The organism is Bacteroides sp. Marseille-P3684, assembly GCF_900291465.1.
Lineage (GTDB): Bacteria > Bacteroidota > Bacteroidia > Bacteroidales > Bacteroidaceae > Phocaeicola_A.
This window is the reverse complement of the sequence record NZ_LT985808.1, coordinates 3,527,905-3,549,995: the sequence shown is the minus strand read 5'-3', so window position 1 is coordinate 3,549,995 and position 22,091 is coordinate 3,527,905. Positions and strand designations below refer to the sequence as shown.

The 22,091-nt window shown below is 49.1% G+C and carries 7 protein-coding genes; all 7 read left to right on the top strand.

Going from position 1 to position 22,091, the window contains the following annotated elements:
• The first annotated feature begins 5,121 nt into the window (after positions 1–5,121).
• A complete protein-coding gene (locus tag C8275_RS13915) occupies positions 5,122–5,604 on the top strand; it encodes a hypothetical protein (protein ID WP_106625609.1) in 483 nt (160 codons plus the stop codon).
• A gap of 88 nt (positions 5,605–5,692) precedes the next feature.
• Positions 5,693–7,048 (top strand): PKD domain-containing protein, encoded by a 1,356-nt coding sequence (locus tag C8275_RS13910; RefSeq protein WP_106625608.1) that lies wholly within the window; start codon positions 5,693–5,695, stop codon positions 7,046–7,048.
• Between the two features lie 21 nt (positions 7,049–7,069).
• Positions 7,070–8,743 carry a hypothetical protein gene (locus C8275_RS13905; protein WP_234395781.1) on the top strand — a complete coding sequence of 558 codons (1,674 nt, stop codon included), beginning with the start codon at positions 7,070–7,072 and terminating at the stop codon, positions 8,741–8,743.
• A gap of 20 nt (positions 8,744–8,763) precedes the next feature.
• Positions 8,764–10,260: a RagB/SusD family nutrient uptake outer membrane protein gene (locus C8275_RS13900; RefSeq protein ID WP_106625607.1), complete on the top strand. Its 1,497-nt coding sequence runs from the start codon at positions 8,764–8,766 to the stop codon at positions 10,258–10,260.
• Between the two features lie 484 nt (positions 10,261–10,744).
• Positions 10,745–15,178 carry a hypothetical protein gene (locus tag C8275_RS13895; protein WP_234395780.1) on the top strand — a complete coding sequence of 1,478 codons (4,434 nt, stop codon included), beginning with the start codon at positions 10,745–10,747 and terminating at the stop codon, positions 15,176–15,178.
• A 2-nt stretch (positions 15,179–15,180) separates the two neighbouring features.
• The gene (locus C8275_RS13890) at positions 15,181–17,238 is read left to right on the top strand and encodes a fibronectin type III domain-containing protein (RefSeq protein ID WP_106625605.1); all 2,058 of its coding nucleotides are present in this window, start codon (positions 15,181–15,183) and stop codon (positions 17,236–17,238) included.
• Entirely contained in the window at positions 17,235–20,399 is a 3,165-nt protein-coding gene (locus C8275_RS13885) for a SprB repeat-containing protein (protein ID WP_106625604.1), read from the top strand. Before C8275_RS13890 ends, C8275_RS13885 begins: the two co-directional genes overlap by 4 nt.
• Positions 20,400–22,091 lie beyond the last annotated feature (1,692 nt).

The following is a 22,091-nucleotide window of genomic DNA, read 5'->3' as shown; positions in this document are numbered from 1 at the left end:
TATCAACAAATGTTATCATCCAGCCTTGGCAGGTTTGAGCCTGAACTGACAAGGCGACGAGTGAACCGGTAAGCCGGTTCTCTGTCAGGAGGCGTTTCATCAGGGGAATCCTCCCATGGAAATCTCATTTTTAACCAACCTAAACACAAGTTTGTATGAGGAGCATGAAGTCAATGAAATTGTTCGCGCTGTGTAAAATACTCTTTGTAACCGTCCTTCTTTCAGTGGCAGGATGCGTAAGGCTTTATGCCCAATACTATCCGGTCCATGCCACAGTCCAATGGCCGTCTCCGCAAAGTCCCTACCTGGCGGACTACTACAGCGGCAGCCGTGACCGTCTGATCGTCACCCTTCTCAACCGGGACCTGCAGCAGCCCCTGCTCTTTGCGAAGCTGCGCATCAAGCTGAAAAGTACAGGGTTCCGTGCCGAAAGCCGTGAGGATGCGGACTATCCGATGCTGGAGCTCTATGCCAACGTGCCCACACGGCTGACGAACATCGACCTTGNGCAGCCCCTGCTCTTTGCGAAGCTGCGCATCAAGCTGAAAAGTACAGGGTTCCGTGCCGAAAGCCGTGAGGATGCGGACTATCCGATGCTGGAGCTCTATGCCAACGTGCCCACACGGCTGACGAACATCGACCTTGCGCCCTACCTGCAGCCTGAGAACCTGCAGACGAACGGACGTCTGCGGAACGGGCAGCTGCCCACGGGCTACACCGAGTTCGCCGTACAGGTCGTCGACTACTACACCGGCCGTACCCTGTCCGACTGGCATGCGGGACGCTCTTATCTCGATGTAAAGAAGCCTCCCCAGCTAAACTCTCCGGAGAAAGACGCACAAATCGCCATCACGGAGCCGCTCTATCTCCGTTTCCAGTGGATGCCGCGCCATCAGGGACTTGCCGGCACCGAGTATGAGTTCGTCTTGAAGGAACTGCCGGACAACGGTGCCGCTCCCCAGTCCGCGTTTGCCTATGGGAATGAGATTTACCGTGTCCGTACGCGCAACACCACGCTGAACTACACCCACCTCGAACCCGTCCTGTTCCCGAACCGGCGCTATGCCTGGCAGGTACAGGCGATAGCCCGTGATGGCATCGATGAAGTCGGCATGTTCGAGAACGGTGGCTTCAGTGAGGTCAGCTGGTTCTATCTCAACGACGATTGCCAGGCCCCCACCGGTCTGAAGTCCCATCCCCGGTTTGCCAAGGTGGACCTTTCCTGGGACAAGGTCATCGGCACGACCGGCTATGTCGTCGAGTGCCGTCCCAAGACCCGTCTCAATGTCTATGAATGGAGCGACGTCCAGGTGTCGGGCGAGTCCCTGACGCTGGCACGGCTCAAACCCGGATGGACCTACCAGTGGCGGGTGGGCACTCTCTGCACGGACAACCGTCCCGTGTTCTCGGATGTGCAGGAGTTCACACTCAGCAGCCGTAATGAAGAGCTGCTGGCAGACTGCGGTAAGGAACCCGTGCGAAGCGACCTGTCTCAGGTCCCCAATTTGAGCGTAAAGGTAGGGGATGTCGTCACGATAGGCGGCGACTACCCCATGACAATAACCGAGGTGACCTCCCTGGGTGACGGCTGGTATTCAGGCCGTGGAAAGACACGTCTGAAGACCGTCGTGGACACGCCGGTCTCCCTGCGCTTCGACCGTCTCCGCATCAATGTGGACAACTTCCAGACAGGCGGGACGGTGGAAGCCTCCTACGATGAAAGGAAATCAAAGGTTTCCAACCTCGACTATGTGGATGACGGAGGCAAGGACATCCGACCCGCGACCATCCGGATGCGCGAGCACAAGCTGGATTTTACGTTGCCCGACCTGCCACAGGTTACGTACAATCCCGCAACGGGGGAACTGGAGACGACGGATGCCGACGGGAATCCGCAGACCATCCGGCTCGAAGTGCCGGCGAATGCCCCGTATGAGAGCATCTTCCCCCTGCTCGTCACCGACAGCAAGGGCAACAGCTATCAGGTCGGGACAACTGGAGGCAACACCCCGGATGATTCCGGGACTGCCCCGGATGGCACGGACGGCAAGGTCCGTCTCATGTGTGAACGCGTGGACCGTGTCGGCGACTTCAACCCGGAATCACTCTCCAGCAAGTACGGCTATGTACGCTTCGAGCGTGGAGAGGGTGAATATGCCTTCGATGACGGAAAGGAGAAGTGGTATCAGAAGAGCGTCAAGGTGGACCGCTTCTACAAACCTTTTGCCAAGGGATATATCGCCCCCTGGAAGCTCGTTCCGGTCGGCGCGGAGGATGTCGTAACGGCCCGTTATGACGGGCTGAAGGACATCGACCTGACCAAGGTCCGCTTTGTGTCCGAGCCCAATACCACGGCCCTTCCTGCCCGGCTCAATGAGTCGGAGCAGTCCTGGACAGTCACCCTCCGTTCCGTAGCGTCAGGCTCCGGTTACGAGGTCTTTGCCGTCTACGAAGGGACGGTCATCGGCAAGCTCCGTGTGGTGAGCTATGCCCGTCAGCAGCACAAGGTCACCCTGGTCCCCATCAATGAGGCGAAGTTGGACAAGGTCGCCATTGAGAGGGAGCTCAATGCCATCTATTATCCTGCCGGCGTTCAGTTCACCGTCGATGTGGATGAGAGCCTGCGCGGCAACTACGACTGGGAAGTGGAGAGCGAGAAGGACGGTCTGCTCAGCACGGTTGGCAAGTCCTTCTGGGGATATGAGAAGGAACTCAAGGAGAGCACCGAGATGCTCAACCTGCAGCAGACGTACCAGGAACAAGCCGGCACACTCGACGGCCTCTACCTCTTTGTGCTGGACGGTGCCAAAGGTCTGGAGGACGAGAAGGACGGTTTGCAGGGTGAAATGCCCCGTAAGAGCCGGTTCGGATACATCTTCGCCGGTAACAGCCCGAATACGGATGCGCTTGCCCGTACCATTGCCCATGAAGTGGGTCACGGGCTCTTCACCCTGCAACACACCTTCGACGGGGAATACGGTGGCAGGAAGTCCCAAGGGAAGACCGACAACCTGATGGACTACACTCCGGGAGCGAGAGAGCTTGCCGCCTTCCAGTGGAACGTCATGGCCAATCCGGCGGTGTTCACGGCGATGGACAAGGCGGAAGAAGGGGAAAGCGTAAACGGCGCAACGTTCATCTTGGATCAGCAAACAAATTTTGTTACTCCTGCCGGGCAGATAATAACGTTGCCCAAAGGGGCCATAATCTATCAATACTGTTTGGATATCAATGTTAAGAATCTGGATTCTTACGCCGGATTCCCCAATGGGGCATTGTATGGATTTAGGGTTGGTGACGACTATTATGTCAGCAAAGAAACACTTAGTTCCGGTGGGCATATTTTCAAAGGCTACTTTAAAGTCGTAGATAAGAAATATACAGATGACAAATATCCTGTATCCAGGCAAGAAAAAGAAAAGAAAGACATTGTCTTCCTTCACTATACAGCTCCGACATCCCAGCCACATACAGTACAGTTTGTAAGGCTTGCAGGATTTGATTTTACACCCAATGCCGATGGTGAATTTACCTATATAGATTATCAGAGTAAAATCAAACCAGAAAATGTTGTAGAGTATATAAAGTTTCCAGCCTCGACTGCTGGAAATACATCTGTTCCTGAGAGAGCGAAGGGGACAAGCCTACATAAAGGCACCGGGAAGTCAGCAGGCAGTAGTTCTGTCAAGAGTTTGCTCAGAGCTATAAAAGAAAGCTTTGGAGCGGGGAGTGAACTTTATATCGAAGGTAAAAACTATCGGCTTAATGCACAAGGCGATGTAGAGGAAGTGAAGAAACCGTTGAGTGATGAACAAATGAATCACGGTGACTGGGAACAACCTCAAGAATTCATGGGAAGATTCTCCATGGATTCTACCGGAGTGCTACAATTACAGGCCTTTGGCATAAAGAAAGACTTGGTCAACAAAGATGGAAAAGCGATCAACCATGCGCAGCTATCAGAAAATATCAGAACTAAGACCAACGCTCTGCTCAAGGCACATCATGTGAGTGACCTTGCCAGTCGTTATGAAACAACAACAGAATCTTTCGCCGACGGGGGACGCATAACGGTACAAGGGAGTTACGGAGAAGTCATTTCTGAAGGAATTGACATCACAATAGCCTTACTTAAGACCGGAGAAGTTAAACCATCCGTTTACCTTTCAAGTTCGAATGCGTCCGTTAAAGCTCCCGGTTTAGTTACAGGAAGTATTGAAGTCGTTGCCCAAAAAGTAACAGACATCACTACTCTTGGAGTCTTGGCCTATGATCTTGCAACCGATGAGGATGCACGTTCTGGTCTCGTACGGCAGTTTAAGGAAATCAAAGACCAGATAGGAGAAGATCCCAAGGCATTCTTTGACATTTTCAGCGATGTTGTTCTTACTGTGACCACAGGCAATACTCCTGAAGAATGGAATAAATCCCTCAACAGTAAGGACCGTGGAGAACGCAGCCATCTGGCAACAAGAGGCACAGGGAACGCAATTGTTGCTCTAGTGTCAGGGGCTGCTATTGTGAAAGATTTACCGGAAATTGCAGATAAATTAGGCGATGCTGTCAAACAGGTCAAACGAATACCAAAGACGCTTGAAGAATTTGTCGCAAAAACACCGGAAGAAAAATTAGAAGACATTGAAAACATCTGGAAAACCAAATATAAAGTAGAAGATATGCTGGAAGGCAGGACACTATTTGAGGATATTATGGGAGAATACCGTTATAGGAAGTCAGAAGGATGGGTACATACTGCTGATATTGCTCATAACTTTAAAGGAGTGGATTTCTACAAAGGGGAGGTAAAGGGGACCCAAATATATGCCGAAACAGCAGTGTCTATGAAAACAACGATTATAACAGACGTGAAAGCTTGGTTAAATTCTAAGCCAATACAAGATAATCTAAGATTCTTAAAAGATGGATTAGAAAATGCTGAAGGTTTAAAAAGTAATGGATATGCAATGCACATTACAGGAAGTGCAGAAGTACATATTTATATGCCTAAAGGTCATATAACAGAGAAGTTGAAAAGTGAATGGCTTAAAGAACTTAATACCGTTCATCCCCAAATAAAGTTTGAAATTTACAACCTGGAGGATTATATAAAATAATAAAGGTATGATTACTATAGGAAAATTGACGTATTTGCATATTGACAAGAGCAGCTTTAGTTTTATAAGGAGTGGTAAAGGCTCTATAGATTATCATAAATGGGTAGAATACATTAATGATAATCAAGATTTCTTTGTATGGTTTGAAGATACTGAGGATGGAAAATATATTTCAACGAATATAGAAACAATACCAGAGAAATTTCAAGAAATTGCGCTTGCTTCATTAAACAAGGTTCGGTGTTATGCCAAATTTAATCCCAAAAAGAATTATTATGACATAAGTGCGGCATGTTCCGAAGGAAGCGGAAGGGTAACTATCACTTTTGAGCGACGGCCCAAGATAGAGGAGATAAGAATGTTCTTAGATATGGCAAAATATTTAGATGCCATGCTCCTGTATCGAGGGAAAACAATTATAGATGAAAAAGTTATTGAGGAGTTGGAAAACAATAGTAAAATGCGTAAAAAAGGACCTTTAAAAAAGTAGAATTATGAAACAGAGTGTATCAATTGTTCAAAGACGATGAATATGTTGAGGAGAATATGTATGGTGTAAAAAATATCCATTAGAAGAGATGAATAACGTTAATATCCCATCAAGCTTGATAGCAACGCTGTTTTGCACAACCTTGCTATCGTCCTGTCTCAAGGAGACTGCTGTTCCTATCGAATCGGCATTCACCATAGAGGCATCAGATGACAAGACCTCACCTGTAACTATTCAGTTAAAGAACGAAAGCTACGGGGCGGACGAATATGAGTGGACCTTTGAGGGTGGAAATCCCAGCAGTTCCACGGACAAAAGCCCGGGTAAGGTGGTGTTCACGCAGGCAGGTGAACATAAAGTAACCTTGCGGGTATGGAATGCCGTGGAAGAAAAAATGAGTCAGCAAACCGTCAGAGTCGATTCTGCCATGACCATAGACTTTGACTTTGCCATCGCGCTGAATGATATTGCTCCAGGAGTAGTCTCCGTCACCAATAAGAGTAAGGGCGGAAGCTCTTACGAATGGACTTTCGAGGGTGGCAAGCCTGTAACATCCAACGTGCGGTATCCCGAGTCTGTCGTCTTCAGTGACGGAGGTGAGCACCGCATCCATCTGAAAGTTTTCAATGGGAGCCGATACGAGGAGTTGACCCGGACATTTACCCTGCGTGACCCCATGCAGGCAGATTTCAGCTATGAACCTTTGCCTGTCGACCGGGATTGGCAGGCCCCGTTAACCCTGACCACAACCAATCTCACCACGGGTGGATTGTCTTATCGCTGGGTGTGTACAGGAGCTCACGTCATGTCACCTGCCAACGAAACGACAAGCGTCCGGTTCGAACATGCCGGAACCTATAACCTGCAGATGATTGCCGGCAATGGCAAAGAAGAGAAGGTTGTTGAGAAAAGCATCGTCATCCAGCCCAACAGTGGCCTTATTCAGCAGGATGATTTGAAATTCGGTATCAATGAGGCAAAGAATAGTGTAGGATGTTTTTACTCTGCCAAGGAAGGTGGTGTGTTAACGTCAAGTCAGATTGTGGAGAAGCAATGTGGAGAATGGGTCGATTTCGGATTCTTTGCTCTCAACTCCGCGTTTAACTACTGCTACTTCTTTGCCCCCAATCAGGCCACAGCCAGCTCTTTCCCAAAGATAGACAAGGCTCAGGGCGCTACATTTATCAATCGTCCGGATGCAAGGGGAATGCACATGACCGATGCTGTCTTTGACAACATCAAGACCTCCGCAGACTTGGACCAGTTTACCCAATGGTCTGAACCCCGTCTGGCGAGTTTCGATAAATCCGGCATACCACATTTCGTGCTGGTACGTACTGCAGATGGTAGAAGGGGTATCATCAGAATCAAGGAGTTCGTCAAAGATGGCTCGCAATCTTATATTGTAACAGATGTAAAACTCGAAAAGAGAACCGGAGAATAACCAACAAATACCTGTAATAGAATGACCAGACCTCGCATTATACACCTTGCCTTGGGAATCTTCCTGTTCATGATGGGAAGTCATGCTGTTTCTGCCCAAAATGTGGAGGAAATAATAGAGTTCCGCAAGAAGAAGCCGTTCAAAATCAGCGGAAGCTTTACTGCGAATGCGACTCAATTCAGCAGTACACCCAAACAATCCCGCCAGTCTTTCACTTATCAGCTGACCGGTTCTATCAATATGTCACTGTATGAGTTGTTGGATATCCCCCTGTCATTCAATCTGAATAACTACGGGGCACAGGTCTCGTATCCTTCACTGCCTAACAGGCTGAGCCTCCATCCATCCTACAAATGGATACGATTGCATGTAGGTGATGTATCGATGAACTTCAATCCTTATACGCTCAATGGGCACCAGTTCACAGGTGTCGGGGCAGAGCTGACTCCCGGGAAGTGGAAAATCTCCGCGATGGGTGGCCGGCTGTTAAAACGGGTCGAGGCAGACTCCTCGAATCCTGCTGTCCGTCCTAACTACGAACGTTGGGGATACGGTGCAAAAGTCCGGTATGAACATGACAAATTTGCATTCGGCGGGACGTTCTTTACGGCGAAGGACAAGATGGAAGACATTTCTTTTGAAGCCGATGCACGGGGCATCTTGCCGCAAGGGAATGTAGCCCTCGGTCTTGAGGGGAGCCTGAGCATCATCAAAAATCTGAAACTCTCCTTTGAGTATGGAGTGAGTTTCATGCAGCGGGACTTGCGGATAAAGGAGACTCAGGATTATCATGCCTTCAAGTCAGACCTGTCTTATACATTCCTCGGAAATTCCATCAGCCTGGGATACGAACGGATCAGTCCGGAGTATGAAACACTGGGTGCCTACTACTTCAACAATGACTATGAGAACCTGACGCTGAATTATGGCAGGAGTTTGTTTGACAACAAACTGAGCATTGCCCTGAGTGGCGGTGTGCAGAGAGACGATTTGTCTGGAGACAAACAGGAATCAAACAAGCGGTTTGTTGGTTCTGCAAGCATCAGTTACACGCCCGGTGAACGGTTTTCGGCATCGGTGGCGATATCCAGCTATCAGGCTCACCGCAATATCAAGTCGTCCTTTGATTATATCAACGAACGGACACCCTATGAGAATCTGGATACACTCCGTTTTACCCAGCTAAGCAACAGCATAGAGATGAATCTGAACTGGCACGTGAAGAAAACGGATAAACAGACACACATCCTGTCCGCCAACGCCGGTTATCAGGAAGCAGCCGATCGGCAAGGTGACTACATCATGCCGGGCAATTTGACCCGTTTCCTGAATGTCGGGACCAATTACAGCATCGATTTCATACCGGCAGACCTGTCACTGGTTGCAGGAGTGAACATCAGCAACAATTACATGTCCAGGAAGAATGTCCTCACCATGGGCCCTATTCTCACTTGCTACAAGCGTCTTTTCGACAAGGCAGTGACAACGGGCCTTACAGTGTCCTCCAACCGGACGTTGGATGAGGGAAAACGGATGGCCGACATCTATAATGTGAGGTGGCATGCCAGCTACAGGTTCCTCAAACGCCACGGCTTGAACGCCGGACTCTCCTATCAGCACCGTTCCCTGGCGGACCCCGCCCGGCAAAGGACTTCCTCATTCACGAGCCAAATCAGTTACAGTTATTCATTTTAACCATTAAATAGCCATTGACCATGCAAACAAACAGATTCGTACCAATCATATTGATGATGTTGTGTCTCCATGTTGCAACATCCTGTGAAAACGATGACACCCCGTCAATAGAACCTGCAGAGGAATCGTACGCCGACTCCCTGCTGGTCAGGACAGTCCTTGACGGACTGTACACGAAGGGAGTCCCTGCCCTCCATCTTTATTCAGACGACAACGATGGTATACCGGCTGCCTGGGAAAGCTATCTTTCGGGGCTTTTCAAGAGTGAGGCGACAGAAGGCTTCTATCCGGACTTAACGGACAGGCAGCTGTCAAGTCCCTCTGTCAGGGAACTGTCATCCAGCATCTATGCCCGATGCTTTGACGGTATTGAGGCAGCAGACAGCATTGTGTCACTCCTGCCCGACACACCCGGGCTCAGTCTTTCCGAAAGGGCAAGGCTTGCCGGTGAAGCGAAGTTCTTTCGTGCATTGAACCGCTTTTATCTGATACGTGCATTCGGCGGGTATCCCAACAAGCGCACGGACACCTCATTTTTGAAACCGGAGGCAGCCTTCTCTGTCGTGGAAAAAGACTTGCTGGATGCTGTTGCCACCTTGCCCGAGAAAGGCTTTGTAGAAAATCACATGCACGTTACAGCGTATGCAGCACGTACATTATTGGCTGAAGTATACCTTTCCATGAGTGGAAAACCACTGGGAAAGGACAGATACAGGCAGGCGGCAGAGCTTCTGCGCCCTGTCATCCATTCCGGCAAGCACCGGCTTGAGAAAAATGGAGCTTTGGAGAGTCTGTCGGCATTCAATGTGCTCCGCACAACTCCAACAAGCGATGAATACCTCTACGTTGCCTTTGGAGAATCCGGGCATTCCCTGGCATCTTTTGCTTTTCCCCGTAAGGCCCGTGAATGGGAACAGCTCAAGACAGATGTGGCGTTTAATGCCTTTGAACCGACCCGGACCTTCATGCGCTGCTATGAGGACAATGACCTGCGCGGAAAGGACCGTCAGTTTTTTCATACATTCCTTAAAATCAAGGACGATGGGAAAACTGTCTTTGAACTGTTCAATCCCGCACCCTATTTCTGGATTTCAGAAAATGCAGACCCACAGGAACCGGCACGTCAGGCTGTCGGTATCTATCGTTACAGTGAGGTGCTGCTGATGGCCTCCGAAGCGATTGTCCAGAGTGAAGGGGTCACGGCAGAGGCTGTCAGCTATCTGGCTCAAGTGAGGTCCCGCGCCACGGAGGCCGATGAGGGAAAGATGCAGCAGGCCCTGATGTCCCTGTCCGTGGAAGATTTCCTGCATCAGATTTGGTTGGAACGCCTGCGGGAACTTCCGTTTGAAATGAAACAACTGACAGACATCAACCGCACCGGATATTTCCCGGAAAGCAGAAATGATACACTCATTTTTGTTCCGTATCACAACGCAGCTGTGACCGGTGAGCGGCAGGGTGTCAGCCAGGGTCTGTACCTGCCTCATCCTGCACGAAGTAGCCCAGGTCAGGAATAGCGATTTTCATACAAAAATAAGTCGGCGAACAATTTGGAATTCTGGAAGAATATGCTATGTTTGCAAACAAGCTTTAACACAGCACTTTGTAAACCAAGTATTCCGATGTCGGGAATCAACGTTTCATGAAACCTGAACCAAGTTGTTAAAGCACCATGAGAAATTATCATAGTCCATAATCTTAAACCATAAACCCATGCAAAACAAATGATTTAATCGTACACACAGGATTTGTACAAGCAGAGAAGTTCAATCTCTCTCAGACAGGAGAATAGATGTCGTGTTGAAAAAATACGGATAACCGCTGTCAAACATTGCAGCAGTTATCTCTATACCTTAACTATACCGTATGATAAAGTATTCATCCATTTCAAGTCTCTCTCATAAACATTTGTATTGTCACAGGATAAGCATTTTATTCTGTACATTGTTTTTGAGCATAAGTTTATCTTATTCCCAGACAGGGGACAGTTGGCAACAACAGTTGGAAGACCTCAACAACATGTTCACCCACATAGCGGAGAATGATGCCTATGTGGAGGACCTGGAACTTTACGAGGAGGAAGCGCTAAATCTTCCTTTGGGGTTGAAAAGGACGATTGGAGGCATGGAAGTCACTATCGCCATCAATCGTTTTGCATTACAAACCTCTACCACAGAACTTGGTGTTTACGCGAAGGTGGTCATCCCACAAGGAACGAATGGCAAACGCACCGTACTGTTCTTTGGGGCGGAAGGAATAAAAGGCACATACACCGGTGGATTGACCGGAGATTTGAAGCTTTCTCTTTTGCATGATGTAGAAGTGCCTTTTAATGGAGGAAACACCACAATCGTCCTGAAAGGGAACGGACTCAGTAAAGACAGGGGTGTTTCGCAAAGCAACACCTACATGACTGTCGGTTGTGACGGATTTCACAATCTTTCCCTTGATGCGGAAGTCCATTTCCCGACTTCATTGATCGTAAAAGCCGGAGGACAGTGTGGGGAAGATGGCATAACCGCTCATGGCGGGACGGATGGGGCTGCCGAGGCGGGTAACAGCCTGTCAAACCAGGTAATCGGGCATTTCAGCACAGTCATCGACTCCTGGGATGACCTGTTGGTTGCCTTAGACCTTCCAAGCTTTGAAATCAAAGGTCTCCAAGGTTACGTCTTCTCGCTCGATAACGTCATTCTGGACTTTAGCAGCAGACGAAACTCAACGGATATACATTTCCCGTCGGAATACCGAAACGGTTTCCTGCCCGATGAAGAAGTTTTATGGAGAGGAGTGTATGCGGAGAATGTCTCCATCACGATGCCGAAAGCTTTTTCAAATGCGAGCTTTTCTGCAAAGGGGCTATTGATTGATGACTATGGTGTGACAGGCATTTTTTCAGCAGACAACATATTGCCTCTTGACAAGGGGAGTGCGGACGGATGGCGTTTCTCTGTGGATCATTTCGGCCTGAGCTTCATTGCAAGTGAACTGGTAGGGGCTGAATTTGGCGGACAGCTGGGTCTGCCTTTCAAGGGTAAAAATACCGTTTTAGGGTATGAAGGATACTTGCAGCCCAACAATGAATATACCCTGCGTGTACGCAATGAAGAATCTCTTGATTTTTCCATTTTCAAGGCAAAGGCCCATCTTGAAAAAAATTCCAGCATCACACTGCGTTTAGTGGACGACCGGTTTGTACCAGAGGCTGTACTGCATGGGTATATGTCCCTTGGCGGGGAAGAGGACAATGACTCAACCACCCAAACGACGTTCGATAAAATCAGTTTCCGCAATTTTAAGATTACGACCGTCTCTCCATATATTTCTGCTGATTACTTCGGATATGAAGGGAAAGCCAAACTGGGTAACTTCCCCTTGTCGATTAATAATATTGCCCTTACCAATTCCGGCAAAGAGCATGTCAAGCTGACCGTAGGAGCAGAAATCAATCTTGGAAAGAATCTTTTTTCGGGAGCCACGGAAGTAAGTTTTCTTGCGAAATACGAGGACAGGGCATGGCACCTTGATAAAGTAGAGGTGGGCACCATCGCACTGAATGCGGTCGTAGCCGGTGTCGTCCAAATGAATGGCCGTCTTGACTGGCATCGTGGAGACATGCTCTATGGGGATGGTTTTGCCGGCGATATAAACATGGCTATATCCTTTAACGGAGAAATCAAGAAAGGTTCTGTTGAAAACAACAAAAACAAGGTTTCCATATTGGCACGTGCGGCCTTCGGTCGTAAAGACGATTTCAGATATTGGTATGCGGACGGAATGGCCACCTTCCATCCCGGTATGCCCATCCTTGGTCTCATGACGTTGAATGGGATTGGGGGAGCATTGACTTCTGGTGTACGGGCAGAAGGAAGGAGTACAAACGGTGGACGTTTCACAAACGCCAATTATATACCTGATTCTTCCATGGGATTGGGATTCAAGGCCTGCACCGTGTTTGAGGTGGGTAAGGCACTCTATGGCGAAGCGGCTTTTGAAATGACATTCACCAAGGCAGGAGGACTTGCCTCAGCCGGTTTTTATGGCTATGGCCAATTTCCCAATAAGGGTGGTGGCATGAGCAAAAGTGCGATCAGTGAGAAGCTTGACAAGCAGCAACGCACCTTCCCCTCCAAGTTGTCAGAACAATTCAAACAGAATGACTGGCCTCGCCTGACAGAAGCCATAAAGTCTCTTCCGGATGCCATAAAGGATGTGGGATTGTCTGGAACACTATGTATACAGATGGATTTCCAGAACCACGTTTTGCATGCAAGTTCTGATGTTTATCTCAACACACCTTCCGAGCTCATCCGTGGTGTCGGGGAGCATGGCAAAGCAGGCTGGGGCGTATTCCACATGGAGCCGAAAGACTGGTATCTGCATTTGGGCACACCGACAAACAGGTTGGGGGTACAGCTGGCCGTTGGAAACATCCTGGCTATAAAAACGGGGTCATACTTCATGGCAGGGGGACACATCCCAGAGATGCCTGCTCCTCCTCAAGCGGTCATCAACCTTCTGGGGCAAGATGTCGGACGCCTCCATACAAACAGGAATCTGGAAGCTCTAAGCACAGGAAAGGGCTTTGCCTTTGGTTCTGAATTCTCCATGAAGACCGGAGATCTGCAATTTATGATGATGTATGCCAATTTCCAGGCTGGGCTTGGATTTGATGTCATGCTCAAGGACTATGCACAAGCACAGTGCAAAGGGCGTTCCGGCACCATAGGCATGGACGGCTGGTATGCACAAGGACAGACTTATGCCTATTTGCAAGGAGAACTGGGTGTGAAAATAAAATTGTGGTTCATCCGTATGCGGGTGCCGGTAATCAAAGGTGGAGCAGCCGCTCTGCTGCAAGCCGGATTGCCTGACCCGACCTACTTCAAGGGATATCTGGGTGTAAATCTCAACGTTCTCGGACTCATTAAAGGAAAAGCACGGTTCAAATTGGAACTGGGAGAAGAATGTGATGTCATCATACCCGGAAGTTCTCCGATAGACGAACCCATGATTAATGACCTTTCCCCTGCTGAAGGAGAACAGGAAGTCAGTGTTTTCACCGTGCCGCAAGCAACCTTCAATGTAAAAGTAGGTAAAAGCTTCGAAGCCAGCGATGAATCCGGTCAAGCCGTGTATTACCGCATCAACCTCAAAGAGTTTATCGTCAAGGATAAGAACAATCAGGTCGTACCAGGAAAACTCATTTGGGGTAAAGAAATGACTGACATTCGTTTCCAGTCCAAAGAAATTCTTCCACCCAATGAAGAACTGACTGCAGAAGTCCGTATCGTTTTCGAAGAGTTGCAGAATGGGAAATGGAAACCTGTTCTAACATCCGGTGTTCCGGCGTATGAAGAGAAAGTCTGTCATTTCAGGACAGGAGGTGCGCCCTCAGATATCCCCTTCCAGAACATCGTTTATTCATACCCTGTCATTGGACAGAAATATCTGCTGACCAAGGAGTATGGTAAGGGATACGTTCAGTTGCAATTCGGACAGAAATACCTGTTTGAGAAGGGATTTGACTATAAGTTGGCTTTTGTGACAGGTCAAAATGAACGGATTGTTACCGATTTCAACTACAATGAATCGGAAAATCGTCTGGAGTTCAGTCTTCCCGTGTTGAAGAACCAGACCCCGTATGCACTGGATTTATCCTATTCCGCTACTACCAGAGGTGACAGGAACCAAGAGGAAACGGTCTCAGAGGACACAGAGGAAACCAAAGATGAATATTTCTCGGGACATATAGGCGGTAACAAGGCCATTGCAAAAGTGTCAACAGAGCTTGAGCAATCCATCCTTACTTACAACTTCTCAACCAGTAAATATGGAACCTTCAGAGAGAAGATGAAAGGTTTGAAAGTCCGCGATCATGTCGTTCTGGATGCCGGTGTCGCCCTTACACTGGGTGCCGATGTCCAAAGCAAAGAACCATTCGATGAAGTGGAGGTTGTCGGCGTTGAAAAGACGCAATACAAACCTTTGCTCTCCTTCCATTCTGACCTCAGGGAAGAGTATTTCGTGAATACGGTTCTTCCTCTTGTGTACGACGGCTATCCTTATGGCAACATACATCTTATGGGCAGAGAAGAAGAGCCTGTTGGCGTTCCTCCATACAACGCTTTCTCGCCGAGTCGGATTTATCTTTCAGCGATGCAGAACGACGGTGTGAATCCATCCCTCTTCCGTTTCCCGTTCACATTTGATGTTGCTCTGGTTTCGTTCAATGATTACCGGGATTTGCAGAATTCCGTCATCAACCATAAGAATGCCGTTACACCACAAGTGTACAACAGGTTTGTCACAAGGTCTTTGCCTGTTCTGAAAAAGGGTAAATACCAATCCATCATAAGCTATATTTTGCCTGATGGAACCGTAACCAGCAGTTATGACTTCACATACATAAATCACCTTAATCTGAATAAATAAGTATGCGTCCTTTAAAAACAATATACATTCTACTTCTTCTTTGCCTGTTCCCGCTTATCGGGATGGCACAGGAGTCTCAAAAACCTGCCATCAGAATGAGGGCGGAAGTACAGACTAACCGCATCCTGTTGCGTTGGATTCCAACCGATGCAGAAAGTTGGGAGTTGCTCAACCGATATGGAGTTCGCCTGGAGCGCCTGACAGTGGCCCGCTCTGGAAAGGTATTGGATAATCCGGAAACCAAAGTGCTTGCTGAAGTCATGAAGCCGGAAGAAACAGACGAACTGAAACAGCTCGTTGCCGCTAACCCCATGGGTGGAGTCATTGCACAAGCCATTTTCGGGGAAGACTTTGAAGTGGGGATTGGAGACCATCCTCTGTCCAAAGCCATTTCGCTGGATGAAATGCGCCAACAACGCTATCTCTTCTCGCTATATGCTGCCGATCTCTGTTTTCCGGTAGCTAAAGAAGTTGGTTGGGGATGGATTGATAATGACATAAAGGAAAACGAACGTTACCTCTATCGTGTGACGTCCCTCGTACCGAAGAAAAAAAGAGAAATCAGCCAAGGTGCAGTGTTTGCCATTGCCAATGAAAAAATCAATCTGGTCCGCCCCATTGGACTGACTGCCCAATTCAGTGAATCCGGGGCTTTACTGACCTGGGACTATAACACGCTTTCCTATCTTTATTCCGCCTATGTCATCGAACGAAGTCTGGATGGAAAGAATTTTGAACAGGTGTCGGATTTGCCTGTTACCCGTATGGCGGATACAGACAAGAATCCTCATGCCCCCATCACTTATCTTGACAGTATTCCTTTGGGAAAAACCATCTATTATCGGGTCGCCGGTGTAACGCCTTTCGGCAGTAAGGGCGTATATAGCGATGTCGTATCAGGAACGGCCTACCCTGCATTGAAAGCGACCCCTCTGATTACGAGCTACACATTCGACCAGAATGGAGGGGCGGATATTGCATGGAACTTCGACGACGAAGAGCAGGCGCTCATCAGTGGTTTTAATGTCCTCTCTTCAAGAAATGACAGGACTTACGGTATACTGGCTGCCAATGTCAGCTCTCAAGCGAGACATTTCCATATAGACCGAATCGGTAGAGACATCTATTACAAGGTGGAAGCACAAGCCAGGCAAGGAGCTTCCACCCAATCACCTCCCATACTCTTGCAGCCGATTGACAGTGTGCCTCCTGCAATTCCACAAGGTCTGAAAGCGCAGATAGACAGTCTGGGTCGTGTGCATCTTTCCTGGGACGAGAATCAGGATGCCGATCTTTATGGGTACAGATTGTATCGCGGACAGACAAAGGGAGAAGAGCTGATACCCATTACGGATGTAGCCATCCGCAACACTTATTTTACAGATAGTGTAAATATCAACAATCTCAACAACAAGGTTTATTATGCCTTGACCTCTCTGGACGAAAGATACAACCAGTCAGCACCGAGTGAAGTCATTGAGGTCACCAAACCACTGACAATCCCACCCTCCGCACCACTCATTACAAAAGGTCTGGCAGAGGACGGTAAGAACATTATAGAATGGGTCGTTGGAGAGAATCAGTCTATCATCGGATTTATTGTCTCACGTACGGATGCTGGCGGCAAGTCTGAACAGAAAGTGCTGCGCATAGAGGATCCCGCAGCATACAGATACGAAGACACCGACATCGAATCCGGGAGAAGCTATACTTACCAGATAATGGCTTATACCGGTAATCAATTGCGCTCCCTGCTATCCAATCCCATAAAAATAAAGTCGTTTATCAGTAAGGCGGAAGAGGGCGGAATGAAATTCGACCTGGAAGCGTTGCCGGAAGGTATTGCCGTAAGGTGGAATATACCCGATGAGAATCTGATATCGGTCACCTTGTATAAATCTGACAGCATGAACACCAAGTTCCTGTATCGCGAAGGATTGCCATCTTCCGGGGAACTTGTCGATAAAGAGGTCTCTCCAGAAGGGGAAAATGAATATACATTAATCGTAAAACTGAAAGGCAGAAAGCCCTCACAACTTATCAAGAAAATACGTTTATGAGAAAATTAGTAACCATCATCTTCTGTTTATTCGGGCTACTGGAGATTCATGCCCAATATTATATTTTTGAGTATGATGTGGAATTCTTTTTGGATAGAAAGCGTAGAAGGTATTATAACGAACTCTTCTACACTACGACCAGGAACTCCACGAAAAGAGACATTCCGGCATTCTTTATGCATCGAGAGCGCAGAGGGCACTTTAGCGTACAAGGCTCTTATTCGATCCCGGCGAAGGATGGACCTGTCAATCACATGTGGGCAAGAACATCCAAGCAAGTAAAATCAGTGGGCGTGTGGAGTAAAGACGGGAGTAATACGGCTGAATTCCTTGAGTCAAGAAATGGTCAAACGGAGTTTTCTTTGACTGATTTGTGGTGGGGAAGCCTTAGTGTCCATGGTTCATACGCCATCACACATAAATTTATGGTCTATCCGCAATTGCTGTTTGAGCAGGAGCAGCCGGCGTTGTTGCCAAGCAATGATAAGGTACTCCTGAAAAACACAGCAGGATTTCCACATGCCGTGTATAAATGGCAATATTCAATAGACCGTGGAGAAACATGGATAGACGTTCCACGCTCTGTCATCGATGCTTCTCCTGACGGTTCCTTAAATGTGAGTGGCACTGATTTAATGTCTGCAACGGTGTTCCAGCAACTTGCAGGAGAAGGGAAGCCTGTACTGTTTCGCATTTTCAATCCGGTGAAGTCAAGCGGCATCCTCAGTATACAGCCAGCCTTGTCCTCGCCAAAAATCTCGTCCTATGAGACTTATCTTGAGAATTGTCATCAGTCGGGAGATGCTGCCATTCGGGTGACATTGGACCGTGCCCTGTTTCCCGGGGAAGTATTAAGTTGCTTTATCAACGGACAGGCTACCGGGAGTGCCGGGAATATTACCGTGGATGGTGCGAACAGCTTCCTGTTGGAGGGATTGTCTTCCGGCGCCTATAGTATTTCTCTTAAAGGCAGTTATAATGGATATAGTACGTTTGCAGGGGATGCCAGGCATAAATTTACCGCGACTATTGCCGAACGCCCTGCCATCACACATTCATTCACCCAGAAGAATGTAAGTTGCTTCTCCGGACAGGATGGAGAAATCACGCTGACAGCTGCAGGAGGTACAGGAGACTTTCTTGCAGAACTGACCGATGCCGGCGGTGCTGTCGTGCAAAGCCAATCTTTCAAGACAGGAGCCACAACATTCAGGCGATTACCGGCAGGGAACTATACACTTCGTTTGCAGGATAGCAACGGCTGTGTGGCCAAGACAGCATCCGGCGAAGAGCTGATTCATCATATAATCTTGACAGAACCCGATGAGGCTGTCAGTATAGAGGAGATAGAGAAAATAAGCCCATTGGCTTATCAATCATCGGACGGCTCCATACAGATAGCGGTTTCAGGAGGCTCTCCTTCTGCATCAGGTTATGCAGTCCGTTTTATTCGCACCCAGGACGGGCAGTCGTTTCCTCCGACAGAATCACGTCCGGACGGCTCCCGGTATATCTATACGCTGCGCGATATTCCCCGTGGGGAATATACTGCCGTTGCAGAAGATATGCGCTTTGCCCTGCTTGACGAGAGGGACAAACAGGATCCTTGCGGTTGTCATGCCCAACTGCCCCTGACGCTTTCTGCTCCTCCTTTGCTGACGGTAGACATTGAAGAAACACACTTCATCAGCTGTCATGACGACAACGACGGAGAACTGACGGCACATGGAAAGGGAGGAAAGCCCATTCTCTCTGCCCAACTTCCTTATACCTATACCTGGTACAAGATTTCCGGCGGTATGAAAGAGCAACTTTCCTTACAAATGGACAGTATAGCCCATAACCTGGTTGCCGGCCTGTATCAAGTCAAAATTACCGATGGCAATGGTATCTCAGCCGAGTCTCCTGTTTTTGAGCTCAAACAACCTGATTTGCTGGCATTGTCATTTACAGCAGCTCCTCCATCCTGTAATGGCGGGAGTGGATTTATCTCCACAACCGTAACCGGAGGAACTCCACCCTACACTTACGAGTGGAACAAGGAGGGAGCGACAGAATCCACTCTGACAATTAATGAATCAGGAAGTTTCTTTGTCCGAGTTGTCGACAGCCGCGGCTGTTCCATCACGGGCAATATCGAAGTGATGACTCCCGATGCGATTTCCATCACACCAACCATTACCCATCCGACCTGCCATGGTGCCAACAACGGTACAATCACATTGGAGTTGTCTGGCGGAACACAGCCGTATACCATACATTGGGAAGATGACAACACCGTAACGACAACGAGCCGGAATAATCTGGGAGCGGGTGAATATGTGGCGGTAATCACCGACCAGGCAGGTTGCTCCCTGCACTATCGGATTGTGCTGGAAGAACCTGAAGCGCTTACCGTTGCTCTTAGCGAGGGCTTTACACTCTGCCAGGGACAATCCCGGAAATTGACGGCCCGTCCGAGTACGGAGAATGTGACTTATCAGTGGCTTTACAACGGAGAAGAATTGGAGGAAACGGGCAACGAACTGACCGTGTCCAAAGAAGGAAAATACCGTGTGGTGATTTCCAATGAGTTTGGATGTACGGCAATGGCTGAAGTCATGATAAAGACAAGTGATACCGACCTTCCTTTGGATATCACGGTTCCTACCTCTGTGACTGTCGGCTCCACCGTTCACGCTGTGAATATCAGCCGTGTCAAGGCTGACAAATTGGAATGGATACTGCCTGACAATGCTGTCGTTACAAGCAAGTCTGATGAAGGGGTGATTTTCACAATCCCGGAAACCGGCATTTATGAAATTACTCTCATTGGTTATCTGGAAGACTGTTCTACGGTTATTACCCAACGATTGGAAGTCCTTGAGGAAGGAAGTGTCTCTTTACCGGATGGCAAGGACAATCTGATTAAGCAGTTTCTGGTAACTCCAACTCCCACAAGCGGAGAGTTCAAAGTATATGTAGAGCTGAAGGAACCTCGTGATTTCATCCTGCGTCTGCTCTCTCCAACGGGAGCCGAAATGGACAGGAAAGTCATATCGAAGACGCAAAAGCAGACGTTCGAATATGAATTGCGAGGGGATATTGAGGGAATTTTCGGAGTAGAACTTTCTGTGGGCAATGAGAAATCAACGCTCAAGGTCATAAAGACAAAGGAATAACCTAAACACCAACCTGTATGAGGAGCATGAAGTCAATGAAGTTGTTCGCGCTGTGTAAAATACTCTTTGTAACCGTCCTTCTTTCAGTGGCAGGATGCGTAAGGCTTTATGCCCAATACTATCCGGTCCATGCCACAGTCCAATGGCCGTCCCCGCAAAGTCCCTACCTTGCGGACTACTACAGCGGCAGCCGTGACCGTCTGCTCGTCACCCTTCTCAACCGGGACCTGCAGCAGCCCTTGCTCTTTGCGAAGCTGCGCATCAAGCTGAAAAGTACAGGGTTCCGTGCCGAAAGCCGTGAGGATGCGGACTATCCGATGCTGGAGCTCTATGCCAACGTGCCCACACGGCTGACGAACATCGACCTTNAGCAGCCCTTGCTCTTTGCGAAGCTGCGCATCAAGCTGAAAAGTACAGGGTTCCGTGCCGAAAGCCGTGAGGATGCGGACTATCCGATGCTGGAGCTCTATGCCAACGTGCCCACACGGCTGACGAACATCGACCTTGCCCCCTACCTGCAGCCTGAGAACCTGCAGACGAACGGACGTCTGCGGAACGGGCAGCTTCCCACGGGCTACACCGAGTTCGCCGTACAGGTCGTCGACTACTACACCGGCCGTACCCTGTCGGACTGGCATGCAGGACGCTCTTATCTCGATGTAAAGAAACCTCCCCAGCTAAACTCTCCGGAGAAAGACGCACAAATCGCCATCACGGAGCCTCTCTATCTCCGTTTCCAGTGGATGCCGCGCCATCAGGGACTTGCCGGCACCGAGTATGAGTTCGTCTTGAAGGAACTGCCTGACAACGGTGCCGCTCCCCAGTCCGCGTTTGCCTATGGGAATGAGATTTACCGTGTCCGTACGCGCAACACCACGCTGAACTACACCCACCTCGAACCCGTCCTGTTTCCGAACCGGCGCTATGCCTGGCAGGTACAGGCGATAGCCCGTGATGGCATCGATGAAGTCGGCATGTTCGAGAACGGTGGCTTCAGTGAGGTCAGCTGGTTCTATCTCAACGACGATTGCCAGGCCCCCACCGGTCTGAAGTCCCATCCCCGGTTTGCCAAGGTGGACCTTTCCTGGGACAAGGTCATCGGCACGACCGGCTATGTCGTCGAGTGCCGTCCCAAGACCCGTCTCAATGTCTATGAATGGAGCGACGTCCAGGTGTCGGGCGAGTCCCTGACGCTGGCACGGCTCAAACCCGGATGGACCTACCAGTGGCGGGTGGGCACTCTCTGCACGGACAATCGTCCCGTGTTCTCGGATGTGCAGGAGTTCACACTCAGCAGCCGTAATGAAGAGCTGCTGGCAGACTGCGGTAAGGAACCCGTGCGGAGCGACCTGTCGCAGGTCCCCAATTTGAGCGTAAAGGTCGGAGATGTCGTCACGATAGGCGGCGACTACCCCATGACAATTACCGAGGTGACGTCCCTGGGTGACGGCTGGTATTCGGGTCGGGGAAAGACACGTCTGAAGACCGTCATCGACACGCCGGTCTCCCTTCGCTTCGACCGTCTCCGCATCAATGTGGACAACTTCCAGACAGGCGGGACGGTGGAAGCCTCCTACGATGAACGGAAATCAAAGGTTTCCAACCTCGACTATGTGGATGACGGTGGAAAGGACATCCGACCCGCGACCATCCGGATGCGCGAGCACAAGCTGGATTTTACGTTGCCCGACC

What these genes read in the sequence shown, in the direction of transcription:
- C8275_RS13915 (WP_106625609.1), top strand. Translation starts at nt 5,122, where the DNA reads ATGATTACTATAGGAAAATTGACGTATTTGCATATTGACAAGAGCAGC.
- C8275_RS13910 (WP_106625608.1), top strand. Translation starts at nt 5,693, where the DNA reads ATGAATAACGTTAATATCCCATCAAGCTTGATAGCAACGCTGTTTTGC.
- C8275_RS13905 (WP_234395781.1), top strand. Translation starts at nt 7,070, where the DNA reads ATGACCAGACCTCGCATTATACACCTTGCCTTGGGAATCTTCCTGTTC.
- C8275_RS13900 (WP_106625607.1), top strand. Translation starts at nt 8,764, where the DNA reads ATGCAAACAAACAGATTCGTACCAATCATATTGATGATGTTGTGTCTC.
- C8275_RS13890 (WP_106625605.1), top strand. Translation starts at nt 15,181, where the DNA reads ATGCGTCCTTTAAAAACAATATACATTCTACTTCTTCTTTGCCTGTTC.
- C8275_RS13885 (WP_106625604.1), top strand. Translation starts at nt 17,235, where the DNA reads ATGAGAAAATTAGTAACCATCATCTTCTGTTTATTCGGGCTACTGGAG.